General features: G+C 67.3%; 19 protein-coding genes. 6 read left to right on the forward strand and 13 right to left on the reverse strand.

Translation table 11 applies throughout. From position 1 onward, the window contains the following. Positions 1-173 precede the first annotated feature (173 nt). Together AC1DK4_RS01195 and AC1DK4_RS01200 are read right to left on the reverse strand one after the other, a co-directional pair. Positions 174-1,967, reverse strand: a complete 1,794-nt coding sequence (locus AC1DK4_RS01195) for a caspase family protein (RefSeq protein ID WP_441612201.1) — start codon at positions 1,965-1,967, stop codon at positions 174-176. A 375-nt stretch (positions 1,968-2,342) separates the two neighbouring features. Continuing rightward, a complete protein-coding gene (locus AC1DK4_RS01200; protein WP_441612199.1) occupies positions 2,343-3,272 on the reverse strand; it encodes a LysR family transcriptional regulator in 930 nt (309 codons plus the stop codon). A gap of 145 nt (positions 3,273-3,417) precedes the next feature. Here AC1DK4_RS01200 and AC1DK4_RS01205 point away from each other — a divergent pair, with 145 nt between their 5' ends. Next, positions 3,418-4,431 carry a tripartite tricarboxylate transporter substrate binding protein gene (locus AC1DK4_RS01205; RefSeq protein ID WP_441612198.1) on the forward strand — a complete coding sequence of 338 codons (1,014 nt, stop codon included), beginning with the start codon at positions 3,418-3,420 and terminating at the stop codon, positions 4,429-4,431. Between the two features lie 94 nt (positions 4,432-4,525). Then, on the forward strand, positions 4,526-6,472 hold the full coding sequence (locus tag AC1DK4_RS01210; RefSeq protein ID WP_477116443.1) for an Atu1372/SO_1960 family protein: 1,947 nt from the start codon (positions 4,526-4,528) through the stop codon (positions 6,470-6,472). Positions 6,473-6,826: 354 nt separating this feature from the next. Here AC1DK4_RS01210 and AC1DK4_RS01215 read toward each other — a convergent pair whose 3' ends face one another. The 3 genes from AC1DK4_RS01215 to AC1DK4_RS01225 all read right to left on the reverse strand — a co-directional run bounded on the left by AC1DK4_RS01215 (position 6,827) and on the right by AC1DK4_RS01225 (position 10,489). Further along, complete coding sequence (locus tag AC1DK4_RS01215) at positions 6,827-7,576, reverse strand: creatininase family protein (RefSeq protein ID WP_441612196.1); 750 nt, start codon at positions 7,574-7,576, stop codon at positions 6,827-6,829. Between the two features lie 69 nt (positions 7,577-7,645). Further along, the gene (locus tag AC1DK4_RS01220; RefSeq protein ID WP_441612195.1) at positions 7,646-8,932 is read right to left on the reverse strand and encodes an MFS transporter; all 1,287 of its coding nucleotides are present in this window, start codon (positions 8,930-8,932) and stop codon (positions 7,646-7,648) included. A 480-nt stretch (positions 8,933-9,412) separates the two neighbouring features. Continuing rightward, positions 9,413-10,489, reverse strand: coding sequence for a porin (locus AC1DK4_RS01225; protein WP_441612194.1), 1,077 nt, complete (start codon positions 10,487-10,489; stop codon positions 9,413-9,415). A 621-nt stretch (positions 10,490-11,110) separates the two neighbouring features. Between AC1DK4_RS01225 and AC1DK4_RS01230 the strand changes: the two genes are divergently transcribed. Then, positions 11,111-11,359, forward strand: coding sequence for a DUF2188 domain-containing protein (locus tag AC1DK4_RS01230; protein WP_441612193.1), 249 nt, complete (start codon positions 11,111-11,113; stop codon positions 11,357-11,359). Positions 11,360-11,409: 50 nt separating this feature from the next. Here the strand turns inward: AC1DK4_RS01230 and AC1DK4_RS01235 are convergent, their stop codons facing one another. After that, positions 11,410-12,669 carry an MFS transporter gene (locus AC1DK4_RS01235; protein ID WP_441612192.1) on the reverse strand — a complete coding sequence of 420 codons (1,260 nt, stop codon included), beginning with the start codon at positions 12,667-12,669 and terminating at the stop codon, positions 11,410-11,412. Between the two features lie 97 nt (positions 12,670-12,766). Here AC1DK4_RS01235 and AC1DK4_RS01240 point away from each other — a divergent pair, with 97 nt between their 5' ends. Both AC1DK4_RS01240 and AC1DK4_RS01245 read left to right on the forward strand, forming a co-directional pair. Next, positions 12,767-13,747, forward strand: a complete 981-nt coding sequence (locus AC1DK4_RS01240; protein ID WP_441612190.1) for a LysR family transcriptional regulator — start codon at positions 12,767-12,769, stop codon at positions 13,745-13,747. Between the two features lie 250 nt (positions 13,748-13,997). After that, the gene (locus AC1DK4_RS01245) at positions 13,998-14,198 is read left to right on the forward strand and encodes a DUF2188 domain-containing protein (RefSeq protein ID WP_441612189.1); all 201 of its coding nucleotides are present in this window, start codon (positions 13,998-14,000) and stop codon (positions 14,196-14,198) included. Between the two features lie 15 nt (positions 14,199-14,213). Here the strand turns inward: AC1DK4_RS01245 and AC1DK4_RS01250 are convergent, their stop codons facing one another. After that, on the reverse strand, positions 14,214-16,268 hold the full coding sequence (locus AC1DK4_RS01250; protein ID WP_441612188.1) for an NAD(+) synthase: 2,055 nt from the start codon (positions 16,266-16,268) through the stop codon (positions 14,214-14,216). Positions 16,269-16,645: 377 nt separating this feature from the next. Here AC1DK4_RS01250 and AC1DK4_RS01255 point away from each other — a divergent pair, with 377 nt between their 5' ends. After that, entirely contained in the window at positions 16,646-18,940 is a 2,295-nt protein-coding gene (locus AC1DK4_RS01255; RefSeq protein WP_441612187.1) for a helicase C-terminal domain-containing protein, read from the forward strand. Positions 18,941-19,043: 103 nt separating this feature from the next. Here AC1DK4_RS01255 and hisD read toward each other — a convergent pair whose 3' ends face one another. The 6 genes from hisD to AC1DK4_RS01285 form a co-directional block, all read right to left on the reverse strand. After that, entirely contained in the window at positions 19,044-20,234 is a 1,191-nt protein-coding gene (hisD, locus tag AC1DK4_RS01260) for a histidinol dehydrogenase (protein WP_477131374.1), read from the reverse strand. A gap of 267 nt (positions 20,235-20,501) precedes the next feature. Next, positions 20,502-20,882 carry a RidA family protein gene (locus AC1DK4_RS01265; protein WP_441612185.1) on the reverse strand — a complete coding sequence of 127 codons (381 nt, stop codon included), beginning with the start codon at positions 20,880-20,882 and terminating at the stop codon, positions 20,502-20,504. Between the two features lie 64 nt (positions 20,883-20,946). Then, positions 20,947-21,648 carry a GntR family transcriptional regulator gene (locus tag AC1DK4_RS01270; protein ID WP_441612184.1) on the reverse strand — a complete coding sequence of 234 codons (702 nt, stop codon included), beginning with the start codon at positions 21,646-21,648 and terminating at the stop codon, positions 20,947-20,949. A 32-nt stretch (positions 21,649-21,680) separates the two neighbouring features. Next, on the reverse strand, positions 21,681-22,943 hold the full coding sequence (locus tag AC1DK4_RS01275; RefSeq protein WP_441612183.1) for an NAD(P)/FAD-dependent oxidoreductase: 1,263 nt from the start codon (positions 22,941-22,943) through the stop codon (positions 21,681-21,683). Then, positions 22,940-24,718 carry an ABC transporter permease subunit gene (locus AC1DK4_RS01280; protein WP_441612182.1) on the reverse strand — a complete coding sequence of 593 codons (1,779 nt, stop codon included), beginning with the start codon at positions 24,716-24,718 and terminating at the stop codon, positions 22,940-22,942. The genes AC1DK4_RS01275 and AC1DK4_RS01280 overlap by 4 nt, the downstream gene beginning before the upstream one ends. After that, complete coding sequence (locus tag AC1DK4_RS01285; protein WP_441612181.1) at positions 24,711-25,904, reverse strand: ABC transporter ATP-binding protein; 1,194 nt, start codon at positions 25,902-25,904, stop codon at positions 24,711-24,713. The genes AC1DK4_RS01280 and AC1DK4_RS01285 overlap by 8 nt, the downstream gene beginning before the upstream one ends. Position 25,905 lies beyond the last annotated feature (1 nt).

The raw sequence follows: 25,905 nt of genomic DNA on the forward strand, positions 1-25,905 counted from the left end.
AAGTCGATATTGGAGGAACTGATCCTTCTGACCCCCTTTGGGATCAGCTTTTTCCCGGGGACCGCGGCCGCGGTCCTTTTTTTTGCGTGGGCGCCGAACGCGGAGGTTGACAGTGCCTTCATGCCGGCGCGCTCCCCATCTGCGAATCCACAAATCCCCGGCCCGGCACAGCCCTACGGCTTTCTCTTTCCGCGCGGCGGGCTGGCCGGCCTGGTCCATGGCACCTTGCTCCCCAGGATATCTTTCGCACCAAGCAGATTTGGCGTCTGGTCATATTTCATGACGGCGAGCCGGGTACTCACATCGTCCATGAGTTGCGTGAAAGTCGGATTCTTGTTCTTGGCGCGGGCAGCCCGGAGGCTGGCCGCAAGGCAGAAGGTAAATGCGCCATAGGATTGCGCGCCGTCGCGATACTCGTAGGAGAGCTGGCTCTCCTGGCAAGCTTCCATGAGGACGGGAAGGTATGGGCCGTGGTGTTTGAGCTTGCTGCGCACGCTGTCATAGGTCTTCTGGGGCAGCGTGCGCAGGCGGATCGCCCGCCCCATCCGATAGGTGGCGCCGTCGGAGCCGAGGAAGTCGACCCCCTGCCTGCTGTCCGTCAGCGACGGATTTGGACTTGGCAACGGACGGTCCTCCCACACCTGAAGACTGGGGTTCCAGCGCAGCGCACGGTGGCGGATGTCGTCGGGCGGCGTGAGGCCTCGCACCCGGCGTCCGCCTTCGCGGGTCATGCCGCCGGCGTGGCAGCAGTCGAAGATGGCGGCGAAGTAGGCATCGTAAGGAATCTGGCTGTAGAGCTCCGCGAACTGCTTGTCGGTGACGGCGTGCTGGGGGGTCCAGTCGAAATCGTAGGGAACCAGGCATTCGTCCATGTGGTCGACCTCGTCACTGGGCCCGTAGACCGGCATCTGCGCGCCATGCCCGGAGTAGAAAAGCACGCGCTCATCCCCGGCCTTGATGCCATCCAGCAGCCACTTGAGCCGATCGAGGATCGACGCCGCCGTGGCACGCTCGTTCAGGACGATGCGAATGTCTTCCGCGGCCAGGCCGCATTCCTGCAGCACGGCACTCATCAGGAATACGTCATTGACGCAACCTTCGAGCCGGTTGGCGGGGTCCGGGTAGTCGTTGATGCCGATCAGCAAGGCACGGCGAGTCGGTTTGACGCTGAGGCTGCGATACTCCTTCCCGCCACGGGCCAGTGTCCTGGCCACCTTGGCGCCGGAGATGTTTCGCCACACCGTCGCGCGCGTGTTCTGATGCCCCAGGTACCAGATGGCACTATGGTTGAGCACGTCGTTGGGGATGTCGAACTTCGTCCCGATTTCCTCGAAGTTCTCCGCGGAGAGGCGGATATCGGCGGTCAGCACGTGATCGTCCGGGTTGAACAGATGGAACCACGTAGTGGCCTGGGGCAACGCCACGATTCGTCCGGCGAAAATGTCGCGCACAAAGGGATTGCCAATCTGCGAGCCAAAGGAGACGAAGTACATGTCCTTTACCGCGGCCGGATTCCTGATGAAGGCGTCATAGCAGATCAGCGATCCCAGGCTATGGGCACAAACGACGTCATAGCTGCCCGCCTTTAGCTTTGCGAGGACGCTATCGCGCGCGTCGGCTCTGAGTTGCTCGTCACTCACCCACTGCGCTGTCATGCCGGCGGTCCAACGCAGCGTTTCGGGGATGTCGAACAGGCCACGGTCGCGCGTGAACAGGTCACCGATGCCGTGGACGACGCCGCTTTCCAACAGGCCGGCAAAGGCTTTTGCGTAGGCGACCGGATTCTGAGGCGCCTTTTCGAAAAGCGAGTCGTACAGTAGAAAGTCGCAGGTGACGGCGCCATCCAGCGCCGGGTTCCACGCTACCAGTCCGTCGTGTATCGCGCTGGTCCAGCCACCTTGCAGGTCCGGATCGGCGTCGCCATGACCGACGCCATGCACACATAGAACAGAGATCGTCTTGGCCATCTGTTGTCCCTTCCTGCTCTGCGTGGATTCGCGATAAGAGGCATGAGTGCGAACCAGCTTAGGCCGGATGCGGGCGCACAGAATCAGCCAGAAGGCGGATGCGGCGTATCAATATATTTATGGCTGATTTAAACGCCGCTGAATACGCAAGGAAAGTCGAGCCCGGCATCGCGGAAGCACAGGGTGAAGTGCCACCAATCCTTGCATGGGTTTCCTTCGGCGTCACCCACCAGCTCAAAACTCAAACTGCGTACATGCGGCAGCATCCGGAAGCCTTGCATCGCATCGAGGGCGACATCCCCCAGCGCGAATACTTGCGTGCGGTGCTTGCCCCGATCGCTCAGCAGTGTTCCGCCTGGATCGAGCGAACAAGGCTCACACGCTGGCCGGCCGATCCAGGAACACGGAGAAGTTCTTCTCGATTTCCGTCAGCAAGCGGTTGGCCGCCACCGACAGCGGCCGTCCCTGGCGCACGAACAGCCTCACCTGTGCCGTCTGGCAGAGTGGGTGCGCGAGTTCGAGCGCGACCATCTGGCCTGCCTCGATTTCGTTGGCCGCGGCCAGTCCCGCGCCGATGAATGTCACGCCATCGGTCGATCGCACGAAGCGCTTGAGCGCCGTCACCGAGTTGCTGCGCAGCGAGGGGCGCAGCTTCACGTGCTCGGCGTACTCGAGCATTTCCACCAGCCGCTCGACGCCGTAGCCGGGCGGCATCAGTGCCAGCGGAAAGTCGAGTATCTGGCTTAGATGCAGCGGAGCGGCGATCCGGGTCAGTGGATGCCCGGCCCTCACCATGAGCTTGGCCGGCGCCGGCGCGCTCATCACAAAATGGAGCAGCGGATCGGGTTCGGGATTGTAGGCAAGGCCGATGTGCGCCGTGTCCTCGATCACCGCATTGTTCAGATCGCTCGCGGGCTGTGCATCGAGTTCGACCGATAGTTTCGGATGCGCTTTGCAGAACGGGGCAACGATCTGCTCGGTAAGGCCGTCGATAAACCCCTCGCTCACGACGATCCGGACCATGCCGGCATCCATGGACTCGATCGCGCGCAAGCGCTCGGCAAGCTGCTCCTGATGGGCCTGGCAAGCGCGCCAGTACTCGAGCAGATGCTCGGCGGCGTCGGTGGGAACCACGCCGCGCGCCCGCCTCTCGAACAGCGTGAGGCCGATTTCCTCCTCTAGCAAGGCGACCTGCCGCGTGATGACCGAGGGCGCCGTATTGAGCGCTTCCGCGGCGCCACGGATCGAGCGGTGCACCAGCACCTCATGAAAGTACTTCAGCCGCTTCTGATTGATTTCTCGCATGGTGTGCCGTCCGCGTTCCGTTGCCCATATAGCAACGATTTGTCTGATTAATTGCTGTTGCTCGAACGAATATTACAGCCAACAATGGTCCTCACCAACCAATTCGCGTCATGCGCGCGATGCCAATAAGAGAGCCGAGGACGACATGCAAGACCAAGGACTATCCCCCCTCAGACACTGGGTGGCGCTTAGTGCCGCCCTCCTGGGGATTGCGCTGGCCAGTGCGCCGGCGTCCGCCGCCGACGCGTTTCCCACCAAGCCGGTATCGATGCTGGTCGCATTCCCGCCGGGGGGACCCGCCGACGTGCTTGCGCGGGCCATGCAGCCAACCATGGCCAAGGTGCTCGGCCAGCCCGTGGTCATCGAAAACCTGCCCGGCGCCGGCGGCGCGCTGGCGGTGCAGCGGCTGCTGAGCCGCCCGGCCGATGGCTACACGCTGATCATGGGTTCGCCCAACGAAGCCATCCTGACGCCGCTGGCGCTCGCCAGCGCCAGGTACAAGTCGGAGGAACTGGCGCTGCTGGCCCCGGTCTCGATCCACCCGCTCGTGGTCATGGTTCGCAGCGACCTGCCGTACAACTCACTCGAACAGATCATTGCGGCCGGCAGGCAGCCGGGCAGCCCGAGCCTGACCTTCGGCAATCCGGGCTACGGGACCATGTACCACATCGTCGCCGAGTACATGGCGCAGCTGACCGGCGCCAGGATGCTGCAGGTGCCGTACAAGGGCGCCACGCCGATGCTGGCGGACCTGACCGGCCGCCAGATCGACATGACGATCCTGCCGAACCTCGGTGCCTCCACCCAGTTGCTCGAGGCACACAAGATCAAGGCCGTCGCGGTGCTGGACACGCAGCGCATGCGAACCTTGCCCGATGTGCCAGCGATCTCCGAAACCAGCGTCGCGCGCAAGTCCGAGTTCGTCTATTCGATCTGGCTGGGGGTCATGGGCAGGACCGGCATCCCCGCAGAACGCGCGCGCCTGTTGCTGGAAGCATCGCAGCAGGCGCTGCGCTCCGCCGAACTGATCAAGGCGCTTGAGCTCTCCGGCGTGCAGCCGATGAAGCCGCAGACACTCGAGGCCTCCGCGGCGTTCTACGTCGACGAGACTCAGAAGTTCAGGAAGCTGGCCCACTCGATCAAGCTGACGCCGCAATAGTTTCCTCCGTCACGGCAATGCCCATGGCGGCGCCAGTCCCGGCGTCGCCATGGGCATTGCTTCGTTCCAGCACTCCGATCCAGGAAGGTCTCCCTTGAATATCCTAATAGCCGGTTTCCAGCACGAAACCAATACGTTCGCGCCAACCATGGCCACCTACGAGAGTTTCGTCCGTGGCGAGGATTTCCCCGCCATGGTCCGCGGCGAAGCGATCTATGACCTGCTGACGGTGAATGTGCCGATCAGCGGCTTCATCCACCACATGCGCGAGTACGGTCACACCGTCACGCCGGTGATCTGGGCGGCCGCCGGCGCCTCGGCCCACGTCGCGGCCGATGCCTACGAGCGCATCGCAGGCGAGATCGTGGAGGCGGCAAGGACAGCCTCGTACGACGCGATCTATCTCGACCTGCATGGCGCCATGGTGGCCCGGCACCTCGACGATGGCGAGGGGGAATTGCTGGCGCGCATCCGTGCCGTGGCGGGCCCCGACATGAAGATCGTTGTCTCGCTGGACCTGCACGCCAACGTCACCGGGCAGATGCTCGCCCTCGCGGATGGCGCGGTGGCATACCGCACCTACCCGCACGTGGACATGGCGGCCACGGGCAAGCGCGCGGCCGAACTGCTGCTGGAACTGAGCACGCGGCAGACGCGCGCGCATCTGGTGGCACGGCGCGTGCCGTTCCTGATCCCGGTCAACAGCATGTCCACGGAGATGCAGCCCGCCCAAGGCATCTACGCCTTGCTCGAAGAACTGGAGCAGCAAGGCGTGCTGTCGCTGTCGTTCACCCCGGGCTTTCCCGCGGCCGACTTCGCCGAGTGCGGCCCCGTGGTTTGGGGCTACGGATTCGACAAGGCGCGCATCGAGCAGGCCGTCGACACACTGTTCGCGCGCATCTGCGAGCCCGAGAGCCAGTGGGCCGTGCAGTTCGAGGAGCCGGATGCGGCTGTGCAGCGTGCCATGCGGATCGCGCAACAGGCCGTGCGGCCGGTGATCCTCGCGGACACGCAGGACAACCCCGGCGTCGGCGGCGATGGCAACACCATGGGCATGCTGCGCGCGCTTCTCAAGGCTGGCGCGCAGGACGCCGCGATCGGCATCATCTGCGATCCCGCCGCGGCCGCGGCCGCGCACCAGGCCGGTGTCGGCGCGAAGCTCGATATCGCGCTTGGGGGCTGCCCGCAGGTGCGCGAGGATGCCCCGCTGCGGGCGACCTTCGAGGTCGAAGCGCTGTCCGATGGCAAGTTCGTCTACGGTGGGCCGATGATGCATGGCAAGGCTGCCGACATGGGGCCGATGGCGCGACTGCGGATCGACGGCGTGCTCGTCGCCGTCAGCTCGACCAAGGCACAACTGCTAGACCGCAACATGTACCGCGCGGTCGGCATCGAACCGGCGCAGATGAAGATCCTCGTGAACAAAAGCTCGGTGCATTTCCGCGCCGACTTCGCCGCGATCGCGGAAGACATTGCCGTGGTGCGTGCGCCCGGTCCGTTCATGGCGGATCCGGCGGACCTGCCGTGGAAGCATCTCAAGCCCGGCATGCGCCTGAAGCCGGAGGGTCCGGCATTCGCGCCGGCGCCGGGAGTCTACGACAAGCTCGCGCAGCTCGGCATCGAACTGCCCAAGGCTTCCGGCCCGGCGGCGGCCTACGTGCCAAGCGTGCGATCCGGCAACCTGATCCATTTGTCCGGCCATCTGTCTCGCCTCGATGGCCAGGTTCGCACCGGCCGCTTCGGCGACGACCTGCGCACCGCCGACGGTATCGCGGCGGCACGCCTGGTCGCCATCGACTTGCTCGCCACGCTGCATGCCGCCACCGGCGATCTCGATGCGATCGTGCGGATCGTCAAGCTGACGAGCCTCGTCCATTCGACTGCCGACTTCACCGAGCAGCACCTGGTGACCAACGGCGCCAGTGAACTGTTCGCCGAGGTGTTTGGCACGCGCGGCCAGCACGCGCGCAGCGCGTTCGGCGTACCGCAGCTTCCGCTCGGCGCCTGCCTGGAAATCGAACTGATCGTTGAAGTGGCGTGATTGCATGGCACGGCGCGAGCGGCGCCGTGCCATGCTTTCTCTTTCTATGACGAGGGGATTCGCCGGGCTCAGGCCCGGCGCGCCGGTCGCCAGCGCGAATCGCGCTGGCTCATGCGCTGGCGCACGCGCACGGCCCGACAGAACCGGGCCACGGCGAGGACCTCACGAAGGTAGCGCAGGGGTTGCCGATCGACCTCACGCATCGAAAGATGCAGCCTGGTCTCCCGGCAATCGGCAGAGTGGCCGGCGCGCAACAACCGTCAGGAACATGCGGGTGCGCTCGCCACGGAAACGGATATCGGTAAAGCCGGCATCCCCGCGCAACGCGCCAGGATGCCTTGTCGTCGTGACGAGTCAGTCCGGTAGCGGCTCACGGCTAAAGGCATCCAGCTCCCTTGCCAGGCTCGCCGCCGCCATCTTCACCAGTTCAGCGCCTTTTTCCGGCGTCGCCTGAGCAGGGTCGGAACCCATTCGTCCGTCCGGGTAGCGCGCGCGAAAGTCGAGCGCCTCGCGGATCGGGCCCGAGGCGGCAATCTGCGGCGTGTAGCTGGCCGATTTGATGGTGTCGGGAAAAGCCCATTGCGTGACTGCAATCTCGGAAGGCGTGGCGTGGATGCCATGACCGGTTGGAAATTGCTCGCGCGCCAGCTCGCTGACGCCATCCAGGTCCCACCAATTGCACAGCTTCAGCGCGACCCCCGATCGGCGCCTGGCGAAGCTGGCCTCGGCGTAGATCTCGGAGAAGGCCGCTTCAATCGACGCGATGTTGCCGCCGTGGCCGTTGAGAAACAGGATTCTCTCGAATCCATGGACGGCCAGTGAGCGCGTCCAGTCGCCAATGGCGGCGATAAAGGTCGAAGGGCGAAGCGAAATGGTGCCGGGAAAGCCCAGATGATGCTGGGCCATGCCGATATTGAAGGTGGGGGCGATCAGGATATCGGCGGTCTTCTGGGCTTCGTGCGCGATGATCTCCGGGCACAGCCAGTCGGTACCCAGGAGGCCGGTGGGGCCGTGCTGCTCGTTCGAACCGATCGGCACCACGATTGTGCGGCTGCGCTCCAGAAATTGCCCTATTTCAGCCCAGGTGGATAAGTGTAAAAGCATTTGAAGTCCTCTGTTCAGCCGGTTCCCACTGAAACGCGGCGCATTGGTTTTCCGGCGGCAGTGAACGGTTCACTGCCTTTTTGGCAGCCGGTTGGCGACGAGCAGGATCGAGCCGATCATGGACATGCACGCCAGGACCAGCAGGCCGAGATGCATGTTGCCGGTCGCTGTCTTGGTCCATCCGATGATCGCTGGCCCCCAGAAGCCACCGGACAATCCAATGGTATTGATGAGGGCGATACCGCCCGCTGCTGCGTCACCCTTGATGTACTCGGCGGGAATGGCCCAGAACACCGTGTACGCCATGAACAGCATGGTCGTGGCGAGTGTCAGCAGAACAAGAGTCACCAGCAGATTGCCGTCCGACAAGATCGACGAAGCGAGCAGTATCGCGGCGAGGATTGCCGGCACCGCGCTGTGATAACGCCGCTCGCCGTATCTGTCCGACCGGCGGCCGATGAAATACATCCCGAGGGCGGCCCCCACATAGGGGATGGACGAATACCAGCCGAGTTGAATCGTATCGTTGATGCCCTGCGCTTTCAGCATCGTCGGCAGCCAGAAGCTGATGGCGTAGATGGCCGCAATGATGCAGAAGTACGCGAACGCAAGCATGTAGACTCTCGGGTCCCGCGCAACCGCCTTGAAGGAATGGCCTCGTGCCGCCGACGTCCCGAGTTCGGCCGCGAGCATGCGCTTCTCGTCTGCGCTCAGCCAGGCGGCATCCGCGGGTCGATTCGACAGAAGGAAGAGCGCCAGTATGCCGAGCAGTATGCATGGCAGTCCCTCGATCAGGAACATCCACTGCCAGCCGGCGAGAGCGCCACTACCGGAGAGCGTGGTCATCAACCACGCCGAGACCGGCCCGCCGACAATGCCGCCGATCGGACCCGCGAGAAATACGATCGCGATGGCACGGGCCATGCGCGCCGGGCCGTACCAGCAAGACAGGTAATAGATCATGCCGGGCGCGAAACCCGCCTCGAAAACGCCAAGCAGGAAACGCATGGCATAGAACATCGGCACGTTGCGTACGAAAAGCATGCACGCCGAAGTGATACCCCACAGGATCAGAATGCGGCTGAACGTCTTCCTTGCCCCGACTCTCGGCAACATCAGGTTGCTGGGCAGTTCGAACAGCACATAGCCCAGGAAGAAGATGCCGGCGCCAACCCCGTAGGCGGCATCGGAAAAGCCCAGGGCACTCTGCATCTCCAGCTTGGCAAAGCCGACATTGACGCGATCAAGGTAGGCGAAGAGGTAACAGATCAGCAGAAATGGCAGCAATCGCCAGTTGAGCTTGTCGTAGAGGGCCACGACATCGTCCCGTCCATTCGCGGTCTGAATTGCTTGCATGCCTGTCTCCAATCATCAATGTTCTTCTGGGCCCTTCGGGTCCATCCATATTGGCAAGGCCGGGTTGATCCAGCAAGAGCAACTATGCTTACGTTTCGTTGCCCGACGAGCAACGCAGAAGGGGCGTGCGGAAGAGAAGTGCAGCAGGCGGAGCGTGAGGGCGGGACCGCGCGTTTCCGTGACGCCATTCTTGCCGGACGACTCGACGGCGGCCAGAGCGCCGGTCACTAAGGCGTTCCCGGGCGCCGCTGTCCGGCGCCTGTGCATCCCGCCTCGATAACGGAGCCTGCGATGTCCGTCGAAAAGGCGCTCTGCGGTGGCAGTGCTGCGGCAACAGGAGGCCGTGATGGCCGTGCCATGGTCCCGGGGCGCGCTCGACGATAGCCACGCATGGGGAGGCCCGCCAGCCGGCGGCTTCCCGCCAGGGCACCATCTCTGCCGCGCGGCAGAGACTCCCGCCGTGCCCCGAAGGCCAAGGCCCTAGAACCGGTGGCGCACCCCGACCACGGCGCCCAGCTGGCTCATGCCGGGCTGCACGTTATAGACCGCCGTCGCGCCGGAGCCGCTGTTGTAGCCGTTGACGCCCAGGTACGATTTGTCCTTGTTGAGGGCATACGACACCGACGCGTAGAGGTCGGTACGCTTGCTGAATGCGTAGTCGCCCGTCACCACGAACTGCCACGGGTCCGATCCGGTCTGGCGGAAATCCTGGTAATAGGCCGCGCCGGTCACCGAGAATGCCGGCGTCAGCTTGTACCCCAGGCCGAGCCAGTAGAAGCTCGAGCCGGCATTGGCCGCTTGCGCGCCGGGCAGGGTGGCACCATTGAATGCCTTGGCGAGGCGATACCCCGCGAAGACCTTGGCGGGGCCCGCCGCGTACGTACCGGCCACCGCATAGCGCCGCAGGACCGGCGCCTGATTGCCCGGGGTGCCCACATGCGCGTCGTCATAGGCCACGCCCACGGAAACGGGGCCCTCGGCATAGCTGAGGTAGGCGCCGTAATCGCGTCCGAATACGGCGCTGCCGCCCACCTCGCTGCCATTGGACTGGAACGAATACAAGGCGGAGGCGGTCAGCCCCCCGAACCGGCCGACATACTTCACGGCATTGTCCGCGCGCGCGCCGAACTCGGGCGCGATCCCCAGGATGCCGTAGTGGTCGGCCAATGATGCCGGGTCATAGAGGTTGCCGAAGTCGCGCAATGCCGTCTGCTGCCGGCCCAGCAGCAGCGAGCCATACCGGCTTTCGGTGCCGACGTAGGCATTGCGGCCGAACAGGCGGCCGCCCTGGCCCCCGTTGCCGGTATCCAGGTCGAAGCCGCTCTCCAGCACGAAGACTGCCTTCAGCCCGCTGCCCAGATCCTCCGCGCCGCGCACGCCCCAGCGCGATCCCGACTGGTTCCCGGAACTCAGCCGCCAGAGACTGTCTCCCGCGCGTCCTGCGTGGCTGTTGTACTCGATACCGGCATCGGCGACACCGTACAGGGTGACGCCGGATTCGGCGTATGCGGCGCTGGCTACCGCGGATGCGGCGACTACCGCGAGTGTCTTCTTCATCGGATTTCCAATTGTCGTCTGTGGCTCTTCATTTCGGGAAAAGGCGATAGGAATCGCCGGCAGGAATCGCGGCCATCCGGCTCCGGATGGCCGCGGCGGTGCATGCCCGCCCTGTTCCTGCCCGCCGGCCACGCGGCGGCCAGGCAGGCGCGAGCCATGCCGTGCGCGCGTGCCGGGGCACGTGCAATTTGACGGCGGGCGTGTATCCGCCCTGTTTCCGCAAGCGAGAGAAATTGAAACCTTGTTTGTCTGTCGGCCCGGTAGATACAAGGCGATACAAGGCGATACAAGAAGACGTGCCGGCGCGGGCCTGGCAGAAAAATGGCGTGGAAACGGCGGACCCGACCTCAATGGCGAGGACTATCGGCGACGACTGGCCACCCGCGAAAGCCTCGACACGCTGATCCTCGCTGCGCGCCAGCGAGAGCGGCGCGCAGCGCCTTCGACGTCCGAAGTCCCCAGTTCGGTCGCCGGGCGAGCGCCCGGCCGGCGCATGCCCCTCGCCAGACGCCGCGGGCGCTGCCGGCATCGCGACGCATGCCGCGTCGTGTCAGACAAGCACCGATGGCAAAGCCGCGGCACCTGCGCAAAATGGAGCCATCGCGGTTTCCGGGAGACGCAATGTCAACGCACTACCTTCATGTCAGGCCCTACGGCGATGGCTGGGACGTGATCCACGACGGCGCCCGCTACGCGAATTCCCACCACGACACGCAGGAAGCCGCCATCCGCGCTGGCACGCGGGACGCGCGCCGCGAGCACGTGGAATTGCTGATCCATGAGATGGACGGCCGCATCTGCGACCAGTGCCTGCTCTACCAGGACTACCAGGACTATCAGGACTACCAGGAGGCGTTCGCCCCGGCTTGAGCCTTTCCCTCGCCGTCATCTGGCTGCAGGCGCCAGGCGCCGGCAGGCGATCACTCCGCCAGCCGCGCTCCGGGCCACAGCCGCACGGCCAGCGCGGCGCCCGCGGTGGCTGTGGACAGGGCCGTGACGGCCATCCATCCCCAATGCGCGAGCAGCATGCTGCCCAGCGCGGCGCCGGTAGCCATCCCGACGAACATCCCCCCGAACAGCACCGCATTGAGACGGCTGCGCGCGCCCGGCTCGATGCTGTAGACGATGGTCTGGTGCGCAACCAGCGTCACCTGCACGCCGAGGTCGAAGCCCAGCGCGCTGACTGCGATCAGCCAGAGCCGCGCATGCGGCGCCAGCAGGGGCGAGAACAGCATCCCGGCGAAGGACACCGCGGTCAGCACGGCGCCCAGGCGCGTCACCAGTTCCGGCCCCTTGCGGTCAGCCAGGCGCCCGGCCAGCGGCGCGGCAAGCGCCCCGGCCGCGCCGGCCAGGCCGAACGAGCCGGCCGCGGCGCTGCCCAGGTGGAACGGCGCGCCGTGCAGCATGACCGCCAGCGTGGACCAGAACGCGCTGAAACCCACGGATAGCAGCCCCTGCGCCAGCGCCGCCCGGCGCAATGCGCCGTGCTTGCGCCACAGCTTGCCCAGCGAGCCCAGCAGCGCGCGGTACGACAGGTGCGTGGTGGGCTTGAAACGCGGCAGGGCGCGCCAGGCCACGGCGCCGATCACCGCAATGCTCGCCGCCGCCATCACGAACATGATGCGCCAGCCGAAATGCTCCGCCACGAAACCGCTGGCCACGCGCGACAGCAGGATGCCCAGCAGCAGCCCAGTCATCACGGTGCCGACCACCTTGCCGCGATGCGATTCGGGCGCGAGCGTGGCGGCGGCCGGCACGATGTCCTGCGCCATGGTTGCGGCCAGGCCCGTCGCCAGGCTGGCCGCCAGCAGCAGCCAGATGCCCGAGGCCGCGCCGCTGACCAGCAACGCGGCGCTGAGCACCGCCGCCTTGGCCAGGATGATGCGCCGGCGGTCGTAGCGGTCCCCCAGCGGGGCCAGCAGCAGGATCCCCAGTGCATAGCCCAGCTGGGTCAGCGTAGGCACCAGGCCCACCATGGAATCGGACGCGCCGATATCGCCGCTCAGGACCCCCAGCATGGGCTGGCTGTAATAGAGCGATGCCACCGCCAGCCCGGCGCCCGCCGCAAGCAGCAGGATCAGCCTGGCCGGAAGTTGTGGCGTATCGCTCGTTTGATGGGGGGCGGCGCCGTCTGCCGCGCGGCTGGTGGCGCTTGCGGGCATGGCTTGCGTGGAGGACATGGTGTTTACCCTTGACTTGAAATCGAGACCCGAGTTTGCCGTTGCGGCGTGTCCCGCGGTAGTACCGCCCTCCGCACAACTGATATACGCTTCGCGTATGACAAAAGCCGCCCTGCCCGCATCTCCCCGCGCTGCCACGCCCGCGGCCGCCATGGACCGCATCGAACTGATGCAGACCTTCGTGCGCATCGTGGAGGCCGGCAGCCTTTCCGCCGCCGCCGCGCAGATGGGCACCACGCAGCCCACCGTGAGCCGCCGCCTGCAGGTGCTGGAGCGCTCGCTCGGCGTGCGCCTGCTGCACCGCTCCACGCATGCGATGAAGCTGACCGAGGACGGCGTGCGCTGCTATGACCGCGCCAAGGAACTGGTAGCCGGCTGGGAGGCGTTCGAGGCGGACCTGCGCGGCGCGCGTGACGAGCCGGAGGGCACGCTGCGCGTGGTGGTGCCCCATGCCTTCGGCCAGGAACAGCTGGTGGGCCCGCTCGCGCAGTACCTGGGACGCCACCCGCGCGTGAACGTGGAATGGCTGCTGCACGACCGCACCCCCGACTTCATCGCCGACGGCATCGACTGCGCCATCCATGTGGGCGAGGTCGGCGACCCGTCCCTGGTGGCGATCCGGCTGGCGGAGGTGCCGCGCATCGTGGTCGCGGCGCCATCCGTGCTGGCGGGTGCCGCGCCGCCAACGCAACCGGACACGCTGGCCGCGCTGCCGTGGCTGTCGATCCGCACCTTCTATCGCACCGAGGTGTCGCTCACCCACGTGAGCACCGGCGAGACCCGGCGGCTGTCGTTCCGCCCTCGCGTAAGCACCGACAGCCTCTATGCGCTGCGCAACGCCGCGGTGACGGGCCTTGGCGTCTGCATGGGCTCGGCGTGGATGATGGCGGACGATATCGCCCGGGGCCGCCTGCTCCACCTTGTGCCGCAATGGCAGCCTCCCCCGCTGCCCTTGCAGCTGATCTATCCGTATGCGCGCTTCTATCCGGCCAAGCTGCGCCGCTTCGTCGAAACCATGCGCGAGGCGGTGCCGCAGGCCATGGCAAGCTCGGCATCGCTGACCAGGCAGGCGGAATAGCGAACAGCGAATAGCGAGCGCGATGGCGCAGCGATGAGGCACGGAGCGGAACCACGGGTCCGAGACCCGCATCATGCAGCGGCAGCCTGACGCCCGTGCCTGGTCGCGCATCGATTTGCGCGGCCGCCAGGCGCGGGCATCGGACGAAATCCACGTCATGTAGGACGCCGCCGGATTTCAGCGCAGGCCTGGCCCGCCTAGGCTTCATGCATGACGGACTCGCCCGCAAAGGGCATGCAGAGGCCAGGCAATGCTCCGGGATTTCATAGTGCTGCCCACGCAGACCGGCTGGGTGCTCAAGGTGGCAGGCGCAGCCACCGCGATTCTGCAATACGACACGCGCGAAGAAGCGGCGCAAGCCGGGGCCGTGCTGGCGGCGCGGCACGCGGTCAGGCTGATCCTCGACGAGTCCGGCAACTGCGCGGACATGGTCCTCGCCGCCAGGCCATAGCGCCCCGCCCGTGCGTCAGACCGAATCCGGCACCTTGTCCAGGTCCCTGAGCCACACCACGGATTCGGAATCGCTCGGCGCGCGCCAGTCGCCGCGCGGCGAGAGCGAACCGCCGGAGCCCACCTTGGGCCCGTTCGGCACGCAGGAGCGCTTGAACTGGCTGGTGCGGAAGAAGCGGTCGAGGAAGATGCGCAGGTTGCGCTTGATGTCCGCCACCGTGTACTCGTTGCGGGCCACGTGCTGGCCCTCCGGCCAGTTACCCTGGTCGCGGTCGCCCCAGGCGCTGAGCGCCAGGAAGGCGATCTTGCTCGGCGTGAAGCCGAAGCGCAGCGTGTAGTACAGGTTGAAATCCTGCAACTCGTACGGGCCGATGAAATGCTCGGTCTTCTGCTGCGGCGCATTGGCCGAAGCGCCCGGCACCAGCTCCGGACTGATCTCGGTCTCGAGCACGTCGATCAGCACACCGGAACCGGCATCGCCGATCTGCCCGGTCTCCGCCACCCAGCGCACCAGGTGCGAGATCAGCGTCTTCGGCACGCTGCCGTTTACGTTGTAGTGCGACATATGATCGCCCACGCCGTAGGTGCACCAGCCCAGCGCGAGTTCGCTCAGGTCGCCGGTGCCGATCACGATGGCCTGGTTGTGATTGGCGAAGCGGAACAGGTGGTTGGTGCGCTCGCCGGCCTGCACGTTCTCGAAGGTCACGTCGTACACCGGCTCGCCCGCCGCGTAGGGGTGGCCGAGGTCCTTGAGCATCTCGATGCAGCTTGGACGGATGTCGATTTCCTTCGACACGCAGCCCACCACCTCCATCAGCTTCCTGGCCTGCACCAGTGTGCGGTCGCTGGTGGCGAAGCCTGGCATGGTGATGCCGATGATATTGGTGCGCGGCAGCTTGAGCCGGTCCATCGCCTTGGCGCAGACCAGCAGCGCATGGGTCGAATCGAGCCCGCCGGATACGCCGATCACCACCTTGCTGATGCCGCTGGCGGACAAGCGCTGGGCCAACGCCTGCACCTGGATGTTGTAGACCTCGTGGCAGCGCTCGTCGCGCCGCCGCGCGTCGGACGGCACATAGGGAAAGCGCTCGAGCTTGCGGCGCAGCGGCAGCGCGTCCTGCGCGCCGATGCCGACCGCATAGCCGATGACCCGGAATTTCTCCACCTCGCCGGCATGGCGCCGCACCGAATGGCCGAAGGTGGTCTGGTGCATGCGCTCGCGCGACAGGCGCTCGAGATCGACATCCGCGAAGGTGAGGTGCGAATCGTCGGCGAAGCGCTCGGACTCCGCCAGCAACTCGCCGTTCTCGTAGATCAGCGCCTGCCCGTCCCAGGCCAGGTCGGTGGACGATTCGCCCTTGCCCGCCGAGCTGTAGAGATAGGCGGAGAGACAGCGCGCCGACTGCTGGCTGACCAGCTGGTGGCGATAGCCCGACTTGCCCACCACGATATTGGATGCCGACAGGTTGACCAGCACGGTCGCGCCGGCCAGCGCCGCGAACGACGAAGGGGGCACCGGCACCCACACGTCCTCGCAGATTTCCACGTGGAAGCGGAACCCGCCGATGTCCTCGGCTTCGAACAGCAGGCCTGCGCCGAACGGCACCTTCCTGCCCAGCAAGGTCACCTCGCTGGCCGTGGCGTTGTCCGCCGAACTGAATTGCCGCGCCTCGTAGAATTCCCAGTAGTTCGGCAGGTAGGTCTTGGGCACCACGCCGAGGATGCGCCCGCCGGCCACCACCGCGGCGCAGTTGAACAGCAGGTGCTCGACCCGCAGCGGCAGCCCCACCACCAGCGTGGTGGCCAGGGTGCGCGAGGCCTCGACGATCTCGCCGAGCGCCGCCTCGCAGGCATCGAGCAAGGCGCGCTGGTGGAACAGGTCGTCGCAGGTGTACGCGGACAGCCCCAGTTCGGGGAAGGCCACCAGCGCCGCGCCCTGGCCCGCGGCCTGGCGGGCCAGGGCGATCGTCCCGGCAGCGTTGAAGGCGGGGTCGGCCACGCGGCAGACGGGCACGCCCACCGCCACGCGCGCAAAGCCGTGGGAATAGATATTCAGGAAGTTTTCGGTCATCTCGTTGGTCCTTGCGCCGCCGCGTAGCAGCGGCCCGGCGCTGGCGAATGCGCGGCGGCGCGCGCGGCCGCCGGCATGGTAACAGTGCAATTCTACGATGCGCGCCGTACCCGTGCGGCCTGCCGCGTCGGCAGGCCGCACGCGGATATCGGGCGCCCCTTCGCGCAGCCCCCGCAGATCCGCATGCATGGCAGTCCTGCGCGGCGGCGATGCCAGCCAGGCCACATGGCGCATGCCACGGGTCCTGGACGCGAGGACGACATGCCGGGCTGGCGGCAGCGAAGGGCGATACTGTATATTCATACAGTCCCCCTCTGCCATGCCCGTACCGCCGTGATCTCCGTCCATAAGTGCGCCCCGCCGCGCCTGCCACGCCGATGACCTATGCCATCGCCGTGCGTGCCCTGTGCGAGTTCACCGCCAAGCAAGGCGATCTCGACATCCGCTTCACGCCCTCGCCCACGGCGGCCGAAGGCCAGGCCGCGCACACCCTGGTGCAGGCACGCCGCGGCGCCGGCTACCAGGCGGAAATCCCCTTGCAGGGCGAGTACAAGGGCCTGCTGGTGCGCGGCCGTGCCGATGGCTACGACGCGCACGCCAACCAGCTCGAGGAAATCAAGACCGTGCGCGGCGACTGGGCCGCGCTGCCGGAGAACCACCGGCAGCTGCACCTGGCGCAGGCCAGGATCTACGCATGGCTGATGTGCTGCAGGCTCGGCCTGCCGGCCATGCGCGTGGCCGTGGTGTATTTCGAGATGACGAGCCAGCGCGAGTCGGTGTTCAGCGAAGACCGCGATGCAGCCGAGCTGCAGGCCTTCTTCGAAGACAAGTGCGAGCGCTTCGTCAAATGGGCCGCGCAGGAAGCCGACCACCGCGCGGCGCGCGACACCGCGCTGGCCGCCATGGCATTCCCGCACGCCGCCTTCCGGCGCGGGCAGCGCGAGCTGGCCGAGGCGGTCTATCGCGCCGGCCGCTCGGGCCGCTGCCTGCTGGCACAGGCGCCCACCGGCATCGGCAAGACCGGCGGCACCCTCTTCTCCACCCTGAAAGCGGCGCCGCAGGGCCAGCTCGACAAGGTGTTCTACCTCACCGCCAAGACCACCGGCCGCCAGATGGCGCTCGATGCCGCGCAGGGACTGCGCGCCGCGAACCCCGGCCTGCCCCTGCGCGTGCTGGAACTCGCCGCGCGCGACAAGTCCTGCGAGCATCCGGGCCAGGCCTGCCACGGTGAAGCCTGCCCGCTCGCGCGCGGCTTCTACGACCGCCTGCCGGCCGCGCGCGAGCAGGCCGCCGCGCAAACCCGTCTGGACCGCGCCGCGTTGCGCCAGGTCGCGCTGGCGCACGGCATCTGCCCCTACTACCTCGGCCAGGAGATGGCACGCTGGTCCGACCTGGTGGTGGGCGACTACAACTACTACTTCGACCGCGGCGCCATGCTGCATGGCATGGCCGCCGCCGGCGACTGGCGCGTGGCGGTGCTGGTGGACGAGGCCCACAACCTGCTCGAGCGTGCGCGCAAGATGTACTCGGCCGAACTCGACCCGGCTGTGCTGCCGGAGCTGCGCCAAGGCGCGCCGAAACCGCTGGCGGGCGCGCTGCGCCGGCTGGGCACGCAATGGAGCCGGCTGGCAAAGGACCAGGAGGGCGCCTACGCCGCCTATGCGGAAATCCCGCCGGCATTCATGGCCGCGCTCGAGCGCGCCGCCGCCGCGATCCTGGACCAGCTCACCGATGCGCCCGCCAGCGTCACCCCGGCGCTGCAGCGCTTCTATTTCGATGCGCTGCATTTCTCCCGCCTGGCCGGATCGCTCGACAAGCATTCCGTGTTCGACATCAGCAGGGACGACGCCGGCGCGCCCGCCGGCATCGCGAAGGCCCGCCCCGCCAGGGCGCGCCTGGCGGTGCGCAACATCATCCCCGCGCCCTTCCTCGCGCCGCGCTTCGCCGCGGCGCGCTCCGCCACCCTGTTCTCGGCCACGCTCTATCCCGCACGCTTTGTCTGCGACACCCTGGGCCTGCCTCGCGACACGGTATGGCTGGAAGTGCAGTCGCCGTTCAGCGCCGGCCAGCTCGCCGTGCACATCGCCGGCGGCATCTCCACGCGCTACCGCGACCGCGCGCGCTCGGTGCGCCCCATCGCCGAACTGCTGGCCGCGCAGTACCTCGCGCGCCCGGGCAACTACCTGGCGTTCTTCAGCAGCCACGATTACCTGCGGCAGGTGGCCGATGCCTTCGAGCTCGGCTGGCCCGATATCCCCGTGCGCAGGCAGGCACGCGCCATGACCGAGGCGGCACAGGCCGAATTCATCGGTGCCTTCGAGCCGGGCGGCCGCGCGCTCGGCTTCGCCGTGCTCGGCGGCGCGTTCGCCGAAGGCGTCGACCTGCCCGGAGACCGGCTGGTCGGCGCCTTCATCGCCACGCTCGGCCTGCCGCAGTTCAACGAGGTCAACGAACTCACCCGGCAACGGATGGAAGCCGAGTTCGGCAGCGGCTACGAGTACGGCTACCTCTATCCCGGCTTGCAGAAGGTCGTGCAGGCCGCGGGCCGCGTCATCCGCACCGAGGCGGACCGCGGCGTGGTCCACCTGATCGACGACCGCTTCGCGCGGCCCGAGGTGCTGGCGCTGTTGCCGGGCTGGTGGGACGTGGCAACCGCCGGGCGAGGGCCCTAGCGAGGGCCCTGGCTAGGCGCCTGCCGGCTGCCGCGCGGCGCCGCCCGCGCCTGGCGGGGCCCAGGCGCATCGATGCACGCGCGCTTGCCCCGCCCGCGCGGCATCAGGCGTCGGCCATGGCCGCCCACTCCGGCCTGGCGCCGCTGGCACGCGAAGCGCGCACATCGCCCGAGCGGGCATGCCCCTCGAAGTTCTCCGCGCGCGAGGCGCGCGCGCACAGCGCCCCCATCGCGGCGCTGGCCTCCAGGGAGGTGATTTCCTGGTACGTCACCGTCTTCAGGAACTTGCCCACCCAAAGCCCGCCCGTATAGCGGCTCGCGCCGCGCGTGGGCAGCACGTGGTTGGTGCCGATCACCTTGTCGCCGAACGACACGCAGGTGTTCTCGCCCATGAACAGCGCGCCGTAGGTGGTCAGCTTCTCCAGCGCCAGGCGCGGCTCCCTGATCAGCGCCTGGACATGCTCGCTGCCGTATTCGTCCGATACCGCGAACGCTTCGTCGAGCGTATCGGCGAGAATGATCTCGCCGAAATCGCGCCAGGCCGCCTGCGCGACATCGCGCGTCGCCAGGTTCGAGAACTGGGTTTCCATCTCCTTGAGCACGGCTTCGCCCAGCGCCCTGGACGTGGTCACCAGCACCGCCGGGGAGTCCGGGCCGTGCTCGGCCTGGCTGATCAGGTCGGTGGCCACCACGAAGGGATCCGCGGCCTCGTCGGCGATGATCAGTACCTCCGTCGGGCCGGCAAACAGGTCGATGCCGACCTCGCCGAACAACTGGCGCTTCGCTTCGGCGACAAAGGCATTGCCGGGTCCGGCCAGCATGTCCACGCGGGCGATGGTCTCGGTACCGATGGCCATGGCCCCGACGGCCTGGACGCCGCCCAGCAGGTAGATCTCGTCGGCGCCGGCGAGGTGCGCCGCCGCCACCGAAGCGTCCGGAATGCGGCCGCGGTTCGGCGGCGTGCAGGCGACCACGCGCCTGACGCCCGCGACCTTCGCCGTGGTGATGATCATATGGGCCGAAGCCAGCAGCGGATAGCGCCCGCCGGGGATGTAGGCACCCACGGAGTTGATCGGGATGTTCTTCAGCCTGGCGATGGCGTCCTCGATCTGCGCCTGGCTGAGACGGAACGAGGCCGGCTCCCAGCTATCGAACTGCTTCGAGAGATCGCGCACCGCGGCGTCGCCGCGGGCGCGGATCTGGCCGATCGCGTCCTCGACCACCTGGCGCACCTGCGGCGAGGACGATTGGGAAATATTCGTTTGGATGGCGGCTTGCTTCAGGTGGGAGATCACGTTCGCTCCAATTTTGTCAGTGGAGGCCGCCGCACGCCAGCCGGTGGCCGGCGCGCGAGGCGACCAGGTTGTTGCCGGGCGGAAAGCCTTCCGCCCCGGGTTTTCAGGACGAGCGCCGCCCTTGCCGGTGGCGGGCCACCGGGCACCGGTTGCTGCTATTCGTTGTTGCCGCCCGTGCTGTCCAGCGTCATCGGAGCGGGTCCGGTGCCGGGAGACAGCCAGCGTCGATGACGTGGCCGGACCGCGCCATGCCCGGCCAGGGGAATGTCAGGCGGCCTGTTGCTGCGCGGCGAGCGCCGCGACCACCACGATCTCGATGCGCCAGGCGGGATTGGCCAGCTTCGCCTGCACGGTGGCGCGGCACGGACACTTGCCTTGCGGCACCCAGGCGTCCCAGGCGGTGTTCATGCGCGCAATCTCGCCGATGTCGGCCAGGAAGATCTGGCACGACAGGATGCGCTCCTTGCCCGACCCCGCGGCGCCCAGCAGGCGGTCGATGGTGGCGAGGACTTCCGCGGTCTGTTCCTCGATGGTGCCCTCCAGCGTGCCGCGGGGCACCTGCCCGGCCAGGTAGACCAGGCCATTGTGGATGGTGACGTCCGACAGGCGCGGGCCGGTGTTGATTCGTGTGATGGAAGACGTGCTCATTTCCTGCTCTTTCTCCATGGCTAAGCCGTTGGTAAAAACTGGTTCTGCGCAAGGCAAGGATCGTTCAGACGAAGATCCTGCCTTCGTGCTGCCTGACGATGTCCATGACCGACTGGCGGCTGCGCCTGATGCCGGCCAGGGTGCGCGCCGCTGCCTCTTCCGCGTCGCCCGAGACGAGTACGTCGATCATCGACTCGTGCCCGTGGCGCCAGGACGCCGAGCGGTCGCTCGCGCTGATGCTCAGGTACAGCACGCGCAGCGCCTGCTCATGGAGTTGCTCGAGCATCAGCGCCAGCCGGCCGTTGCCGCATGCGCGCCCGATGCCGATATGGAACGCCGCGTTGGCCAGCAGGAACTGCCGCTTGGCTTCGGTGTCGTCCAGGTCGTACTCGCGCGTGCAGGCGTCGTTGAGCTTGACCAGCGTGGCGCGCGACACATGCCCCGCGGCCAGCCGCGCGGTATGCGGCTCCACCAGCTCGCGCGCATCGAAGATCTCCATCACGTCCTTGACGGTCAATGGCGAGACCACATGCCCCTTGCGCGGGGCGCTCACCAGCCAGCCGGACTCGGTCAGCCGCGCCAGGGCGCTGCGGATCGGGGCCTTGGTGACGCCGTACTCGTCGGCCAGCGCCTTTTCCGTGACCTCGGCGCCGGGAAGCAGGTCGCAGGTGATCACGCGGCGCTTGATATCGTCGAAGATCTGGTGCTGCAAGGGCTTCTTGCTGTCCCCGAGTTCGGGGTCCAGCAGGGGATCGCGAACGTTCATATTGTGTTTTCCTTGTAGTGGATCGCGTGCCGTCAACCGAAGCGTGCGATCGAGAATTCCTGCCAGGCATCGGACATCGACGCGTTGGCTGCCGCCATGCCGATCACGCGGCCCGTGAACGAGGCGGCTGTCAGCCCGACGTGGCCATGGCCGAACGCGCAGATCACGCGCTCCGCGCCGGGCAGCGGCCCGAGCACCGGCAGCGAATCCGGCGTGCAGGGCCGGTGCCCCATCCATTCCGAGCGCTGCCCGATATTGGCACGCGGATAGACTTCCTGCAGCGTGCGCGCCAGCTGCGTGAAGCGCGCCGGCGTCGGCGGCGCGGCGAGCCCGCCGATCTCGGCGGTCCCGGCCACCCGCAAGCCGCCGCCGATCGGCGTCACCAGTGTCTTGCGCTCCGCCCACATGACGTTGCGCGTGACGTTGACGCCCGGCTGCGCTACCTGGAGATGGTAGCCCCGATGGCTTTCGAGCGGCACCTTCCAGCCGAACGGGCGGATCAGCGCATTCGAATGGATGCCCGCCGCCACCACCACCTGGGCCGCGCGCCGCTCGCCATTGGCCGTGAAGACGCGGATGCCGCCGTCAGCACCGGCGATACGCACTACCTCATCGCGCACCAGGCGCGCCCCGCCGGCGCGCACGCAGGCATCGGCGATGCGGGCGACGAACTGCTGCGGGTTCGAGCAATGCCCGTGCCCCGGGAAAAAGATGCCGTGCCGGAACACGGGCGACAACTCGGGCTCGTACTCCGCCAGCGCCTGCGCGGACAGCAGCGTCTGCGCGATTCCCAGCCGTTCCCGCGCCGCGACGGCGGCGGCCTCCTCCTCGAACGCGGCATCGGTGCTGTAGAGGTACAGCTGGCCGACGCGATGGATCAGGTCCTGCGCTTCGGCGAATGCGATGATCGGCGCATAGTCCTCCAGCGAATTGCGCATCATCTTGCGCATGCCGGCCGCCGCCGTGTGCGACCGGGCCGGCGTGCCCGCGAAAAGAAAGCGCGCCAGCCAGGGCAACGCCGCGGGCAAGCGCCGCCAGGACACGGTGACGGGGCTTTCCGGGTCCAGCAGCCAGCCGGCCAGGTGACGGTACATGCCGGGGGTGGCCAGCGGAAAGCTGATGCCCGGGCTCAGTCCGCCGGCGTTGCCGAACGAGCAACCGAAGCCAGGTGCCTGCCGGTCCAGCAGCGTGACCTTCCGGCCTTGCAGGATCAGGTTGTAGGCGGCGGTGACGCCGATGATGCCCGCGCCGATGACCAGCACGTCGTCCTGCTCGATGGTTTGTTCTTTCATCATGCCCTCGCGGCGCCGGCAGCCTTGCGGCGCAGCAGGTAAGACACGGCAATGATCGCCAGCACCGCGCCGAACAGCAGCACGGATACCGCGGCGAGCGACGGGCTGACCTTCAGCAGTGCGTCGTCCCACATCTGCTTGGGCAGCGTGGTGAACAGCCCGCCGCTGACGAAGAGCGCGAGCGTGAGATCGTCGAACGACGTGACGAAGGCAAAGATGAAGGCCGACAGCACGCCCGGCGCGATGATCGGCAGCGTGATGCGGCGCAGCCGCGTCAGCGTGTTGGCGCCAAGGATGCTGGCTGCGTCGTCGAGGCGGCGGTCATACGACCGCAGGGACGCCGAAACGGTGATCACGACGTACGGCAGCGCGAGCGCCGTGTGGCCGATCACCAGCGCCAGGGAGGACCCCAGCCAGCCCAGGCGGGACAGCACGTAGAACAGGCCCAGCGCAACGATGATGCGCGGCAGGATCATGGGCGCGAGGATGGCGCCGAGCACGAGCGAGCGCAGCGGCAGTCGCTGGTGCGCAAAGGCAAAGGCCGCGGGAATGCCGATCACGCTGGCCAGCACCGCGGTGCCGGCCGCCACGCCGAGCGAGCGTTGGATCGCGCCCATCCACAGCGGCGAGGCGAAGATCTCCTCGTACCAGTGCAGGGTGAAGCCGGTGGGCGGCCAGTCGATGAACGCACTGGACGTGAACGACTCCGGAATCAGCAGCAGCACCGGCAGGCTGAGCGCGACGATGACGATCACCGCCACGGTGGCCGACAACCGGCCCCGGCCATCGGCGGCACCCTTGCGCGCTTGCGGCAGCGCCTGCGCCAGCGGCACCACCACGCGGTCGAGCGACTTGCCGAGGAACCAGCAGACTGCATAGGCGGCACTGCGAAGCCTGCCCCCGGCACGCGCGCCGGCCTTCGGCGCGGCGGCCTCGCCCGCCACCGTGGACAGCCCCACCAGCTTGTCGTAGCACCAGTAGATGATCAGCGTGGCGACCAGGGTCAGGACCGACAGCGCCGCGGCCAGGCCCCAGTCGAGCATCTCCTGCACCTGCTGGATGATGAGCTGCGCCATCATGGTCTGCCTGGGCGAACCCAGCAGCGACGGCGTGATGAAGAAGCCCAGCGCGGAGATGAACGTGGTCAGCCACGCCGCCGTGACGCCGGGCGCGCTCAGTGGCAGGTACACGGTGAAGAACGTCACGCCCGGCTGCGCGCCGAGCGTCTGCGCGGCCGACAGCAGGCGCCGGTCGAGCGACTCCAGGATCGGCAGCATGGTCAGGATCGCCAGCGGCAGCAATACATGCACCAGTCCGACGATGACGCTGAAGTTGGTGTAGAGCAGTTCGAGCGGCTCCTGGCTGATGCCGCTCGACGTGAGCACGCTGTTGACCACGCCGGTGCGGCCGAGGATGACGATCCAGGCGATGGTGCGCACCAGGAAGCTGGTCCAGAACGGCAGCAGCACGCCGAGCCAGAGCAACTGGCGCCATCCGCCCGACGCCCGCGAGATCGCCGCGGCCACGGGGAACCCGGCGATCACGGCAACCGTGGCCGCGACTGCCGACAGGTACAGGCTGTGGCCGAGTACCTGCATATAGACCGGCGTGCTCGCCAGCCGCGTGAAGGCGGACGAGGAGAATCCGCCGGCGCCGAACAGCGACGCGCAGAGCAGCAGGACCACGGGAACGAACACGGTGGCGGCCAGGAACAGCAGCGTCGGCGTGACCAGCGCCGGGCCGGTCCATTGCCGCGCGGCAAGCGATTGACTAGCCATGCTGGGCTCCGAAGATCATGGCATCCGCCTCGTTGAAATGAACCGCGCTGCTGCTGCCCGCGCCCTCGGCCCGGCCCGCGCGCGTCAGGCCCACCGCCACCAGGCGCTGGCCATCGGCGAGCACGACGTGCTGGCGCGACAGCGAACCCATGACCACGCTGTCCTCGATGCGGCAGGGCAGGTGGTTGGCGCTGCTGTCGGCCACGCTCATGGAGACGCGCAGCGACTCCGGTCGCACCAGCATCACCGCCTCATGGCCCGGCTCGACCGCTTGCGCCAGCCGCCCGCGCAGCTGCTGCCCCGACGCGGTGCGCAGGCAGGCAAGCTGCCGCTCGCCGTCGACCGATTCAAGCACCCCACGCAGGCAGTTCGACTCGCCGAGGAACTGGCCGGCGAACAGGCTCTGCGGTGCGAAGTAGAGCGATTCCGGCGTGCCGATCTGCTCGATCCTGGCATTGTTCATCAGGCAGATGCGATCGGACATGGTCATCGCCTCTTCCTGGTCGTGGGTGACGTACAGCACCGTGATGCCGAGCTGCTTCTGCAATTGCCGGATCTCCGCCTGCATATGGATGCGCAGCGACTTGTCCAGCGCCGCCAGCGGCTCGTCCATCAGCACGATCGACGGCTTGTGCACGATCGCGCGCGCCAGCGCCACGCGTTGCTGCTGCCCTCCCGAGAGCTGCGCCGGGAAGCGGTCGCGGATGCCCGGCAGCTTGATCAGGGCCAGGATCGCATCGACCTCGCGGGCGATGGCCTCCTTGCCCATATTGCGCATGCGCAGCGGGAAGGCGATGTTCTCGCCCACCGTCATGTGCGGGAACAGCGCATAGCTCTGGAACATCATGCCGATATCGCGCCGGTAGGGCGGTGCGCGCGTGGCGTCCTTCTGCTCGATCCAGATGCTGCCCGAGGTCGGCGGCACAAGGCCGGCGATCATCATCAGCAGCGTCGTCTTGCCCGAACCCGACGGCCCGAGCAAGGTCACGAACTCGCCCTGCCGCACGGCGAGATCGGTCGGCTCCAGCGCACAGGTATCGCCGTAGTGCTTGGACAGGCATTCGATGCGCAGCTTTTCCGCGCGCTGCGGGCACGCCTGCGGCGGCGTGGCGCCGGCCTCGGCCTGGCCCGGTGCCTGATGGTCGTGCGCGGCGTCGCCGGCGTCTTTCCTGGCTACCATTTTCATG

Source organism: Cupriavidus sp. 05N38, from assembly GCF_056397345.1.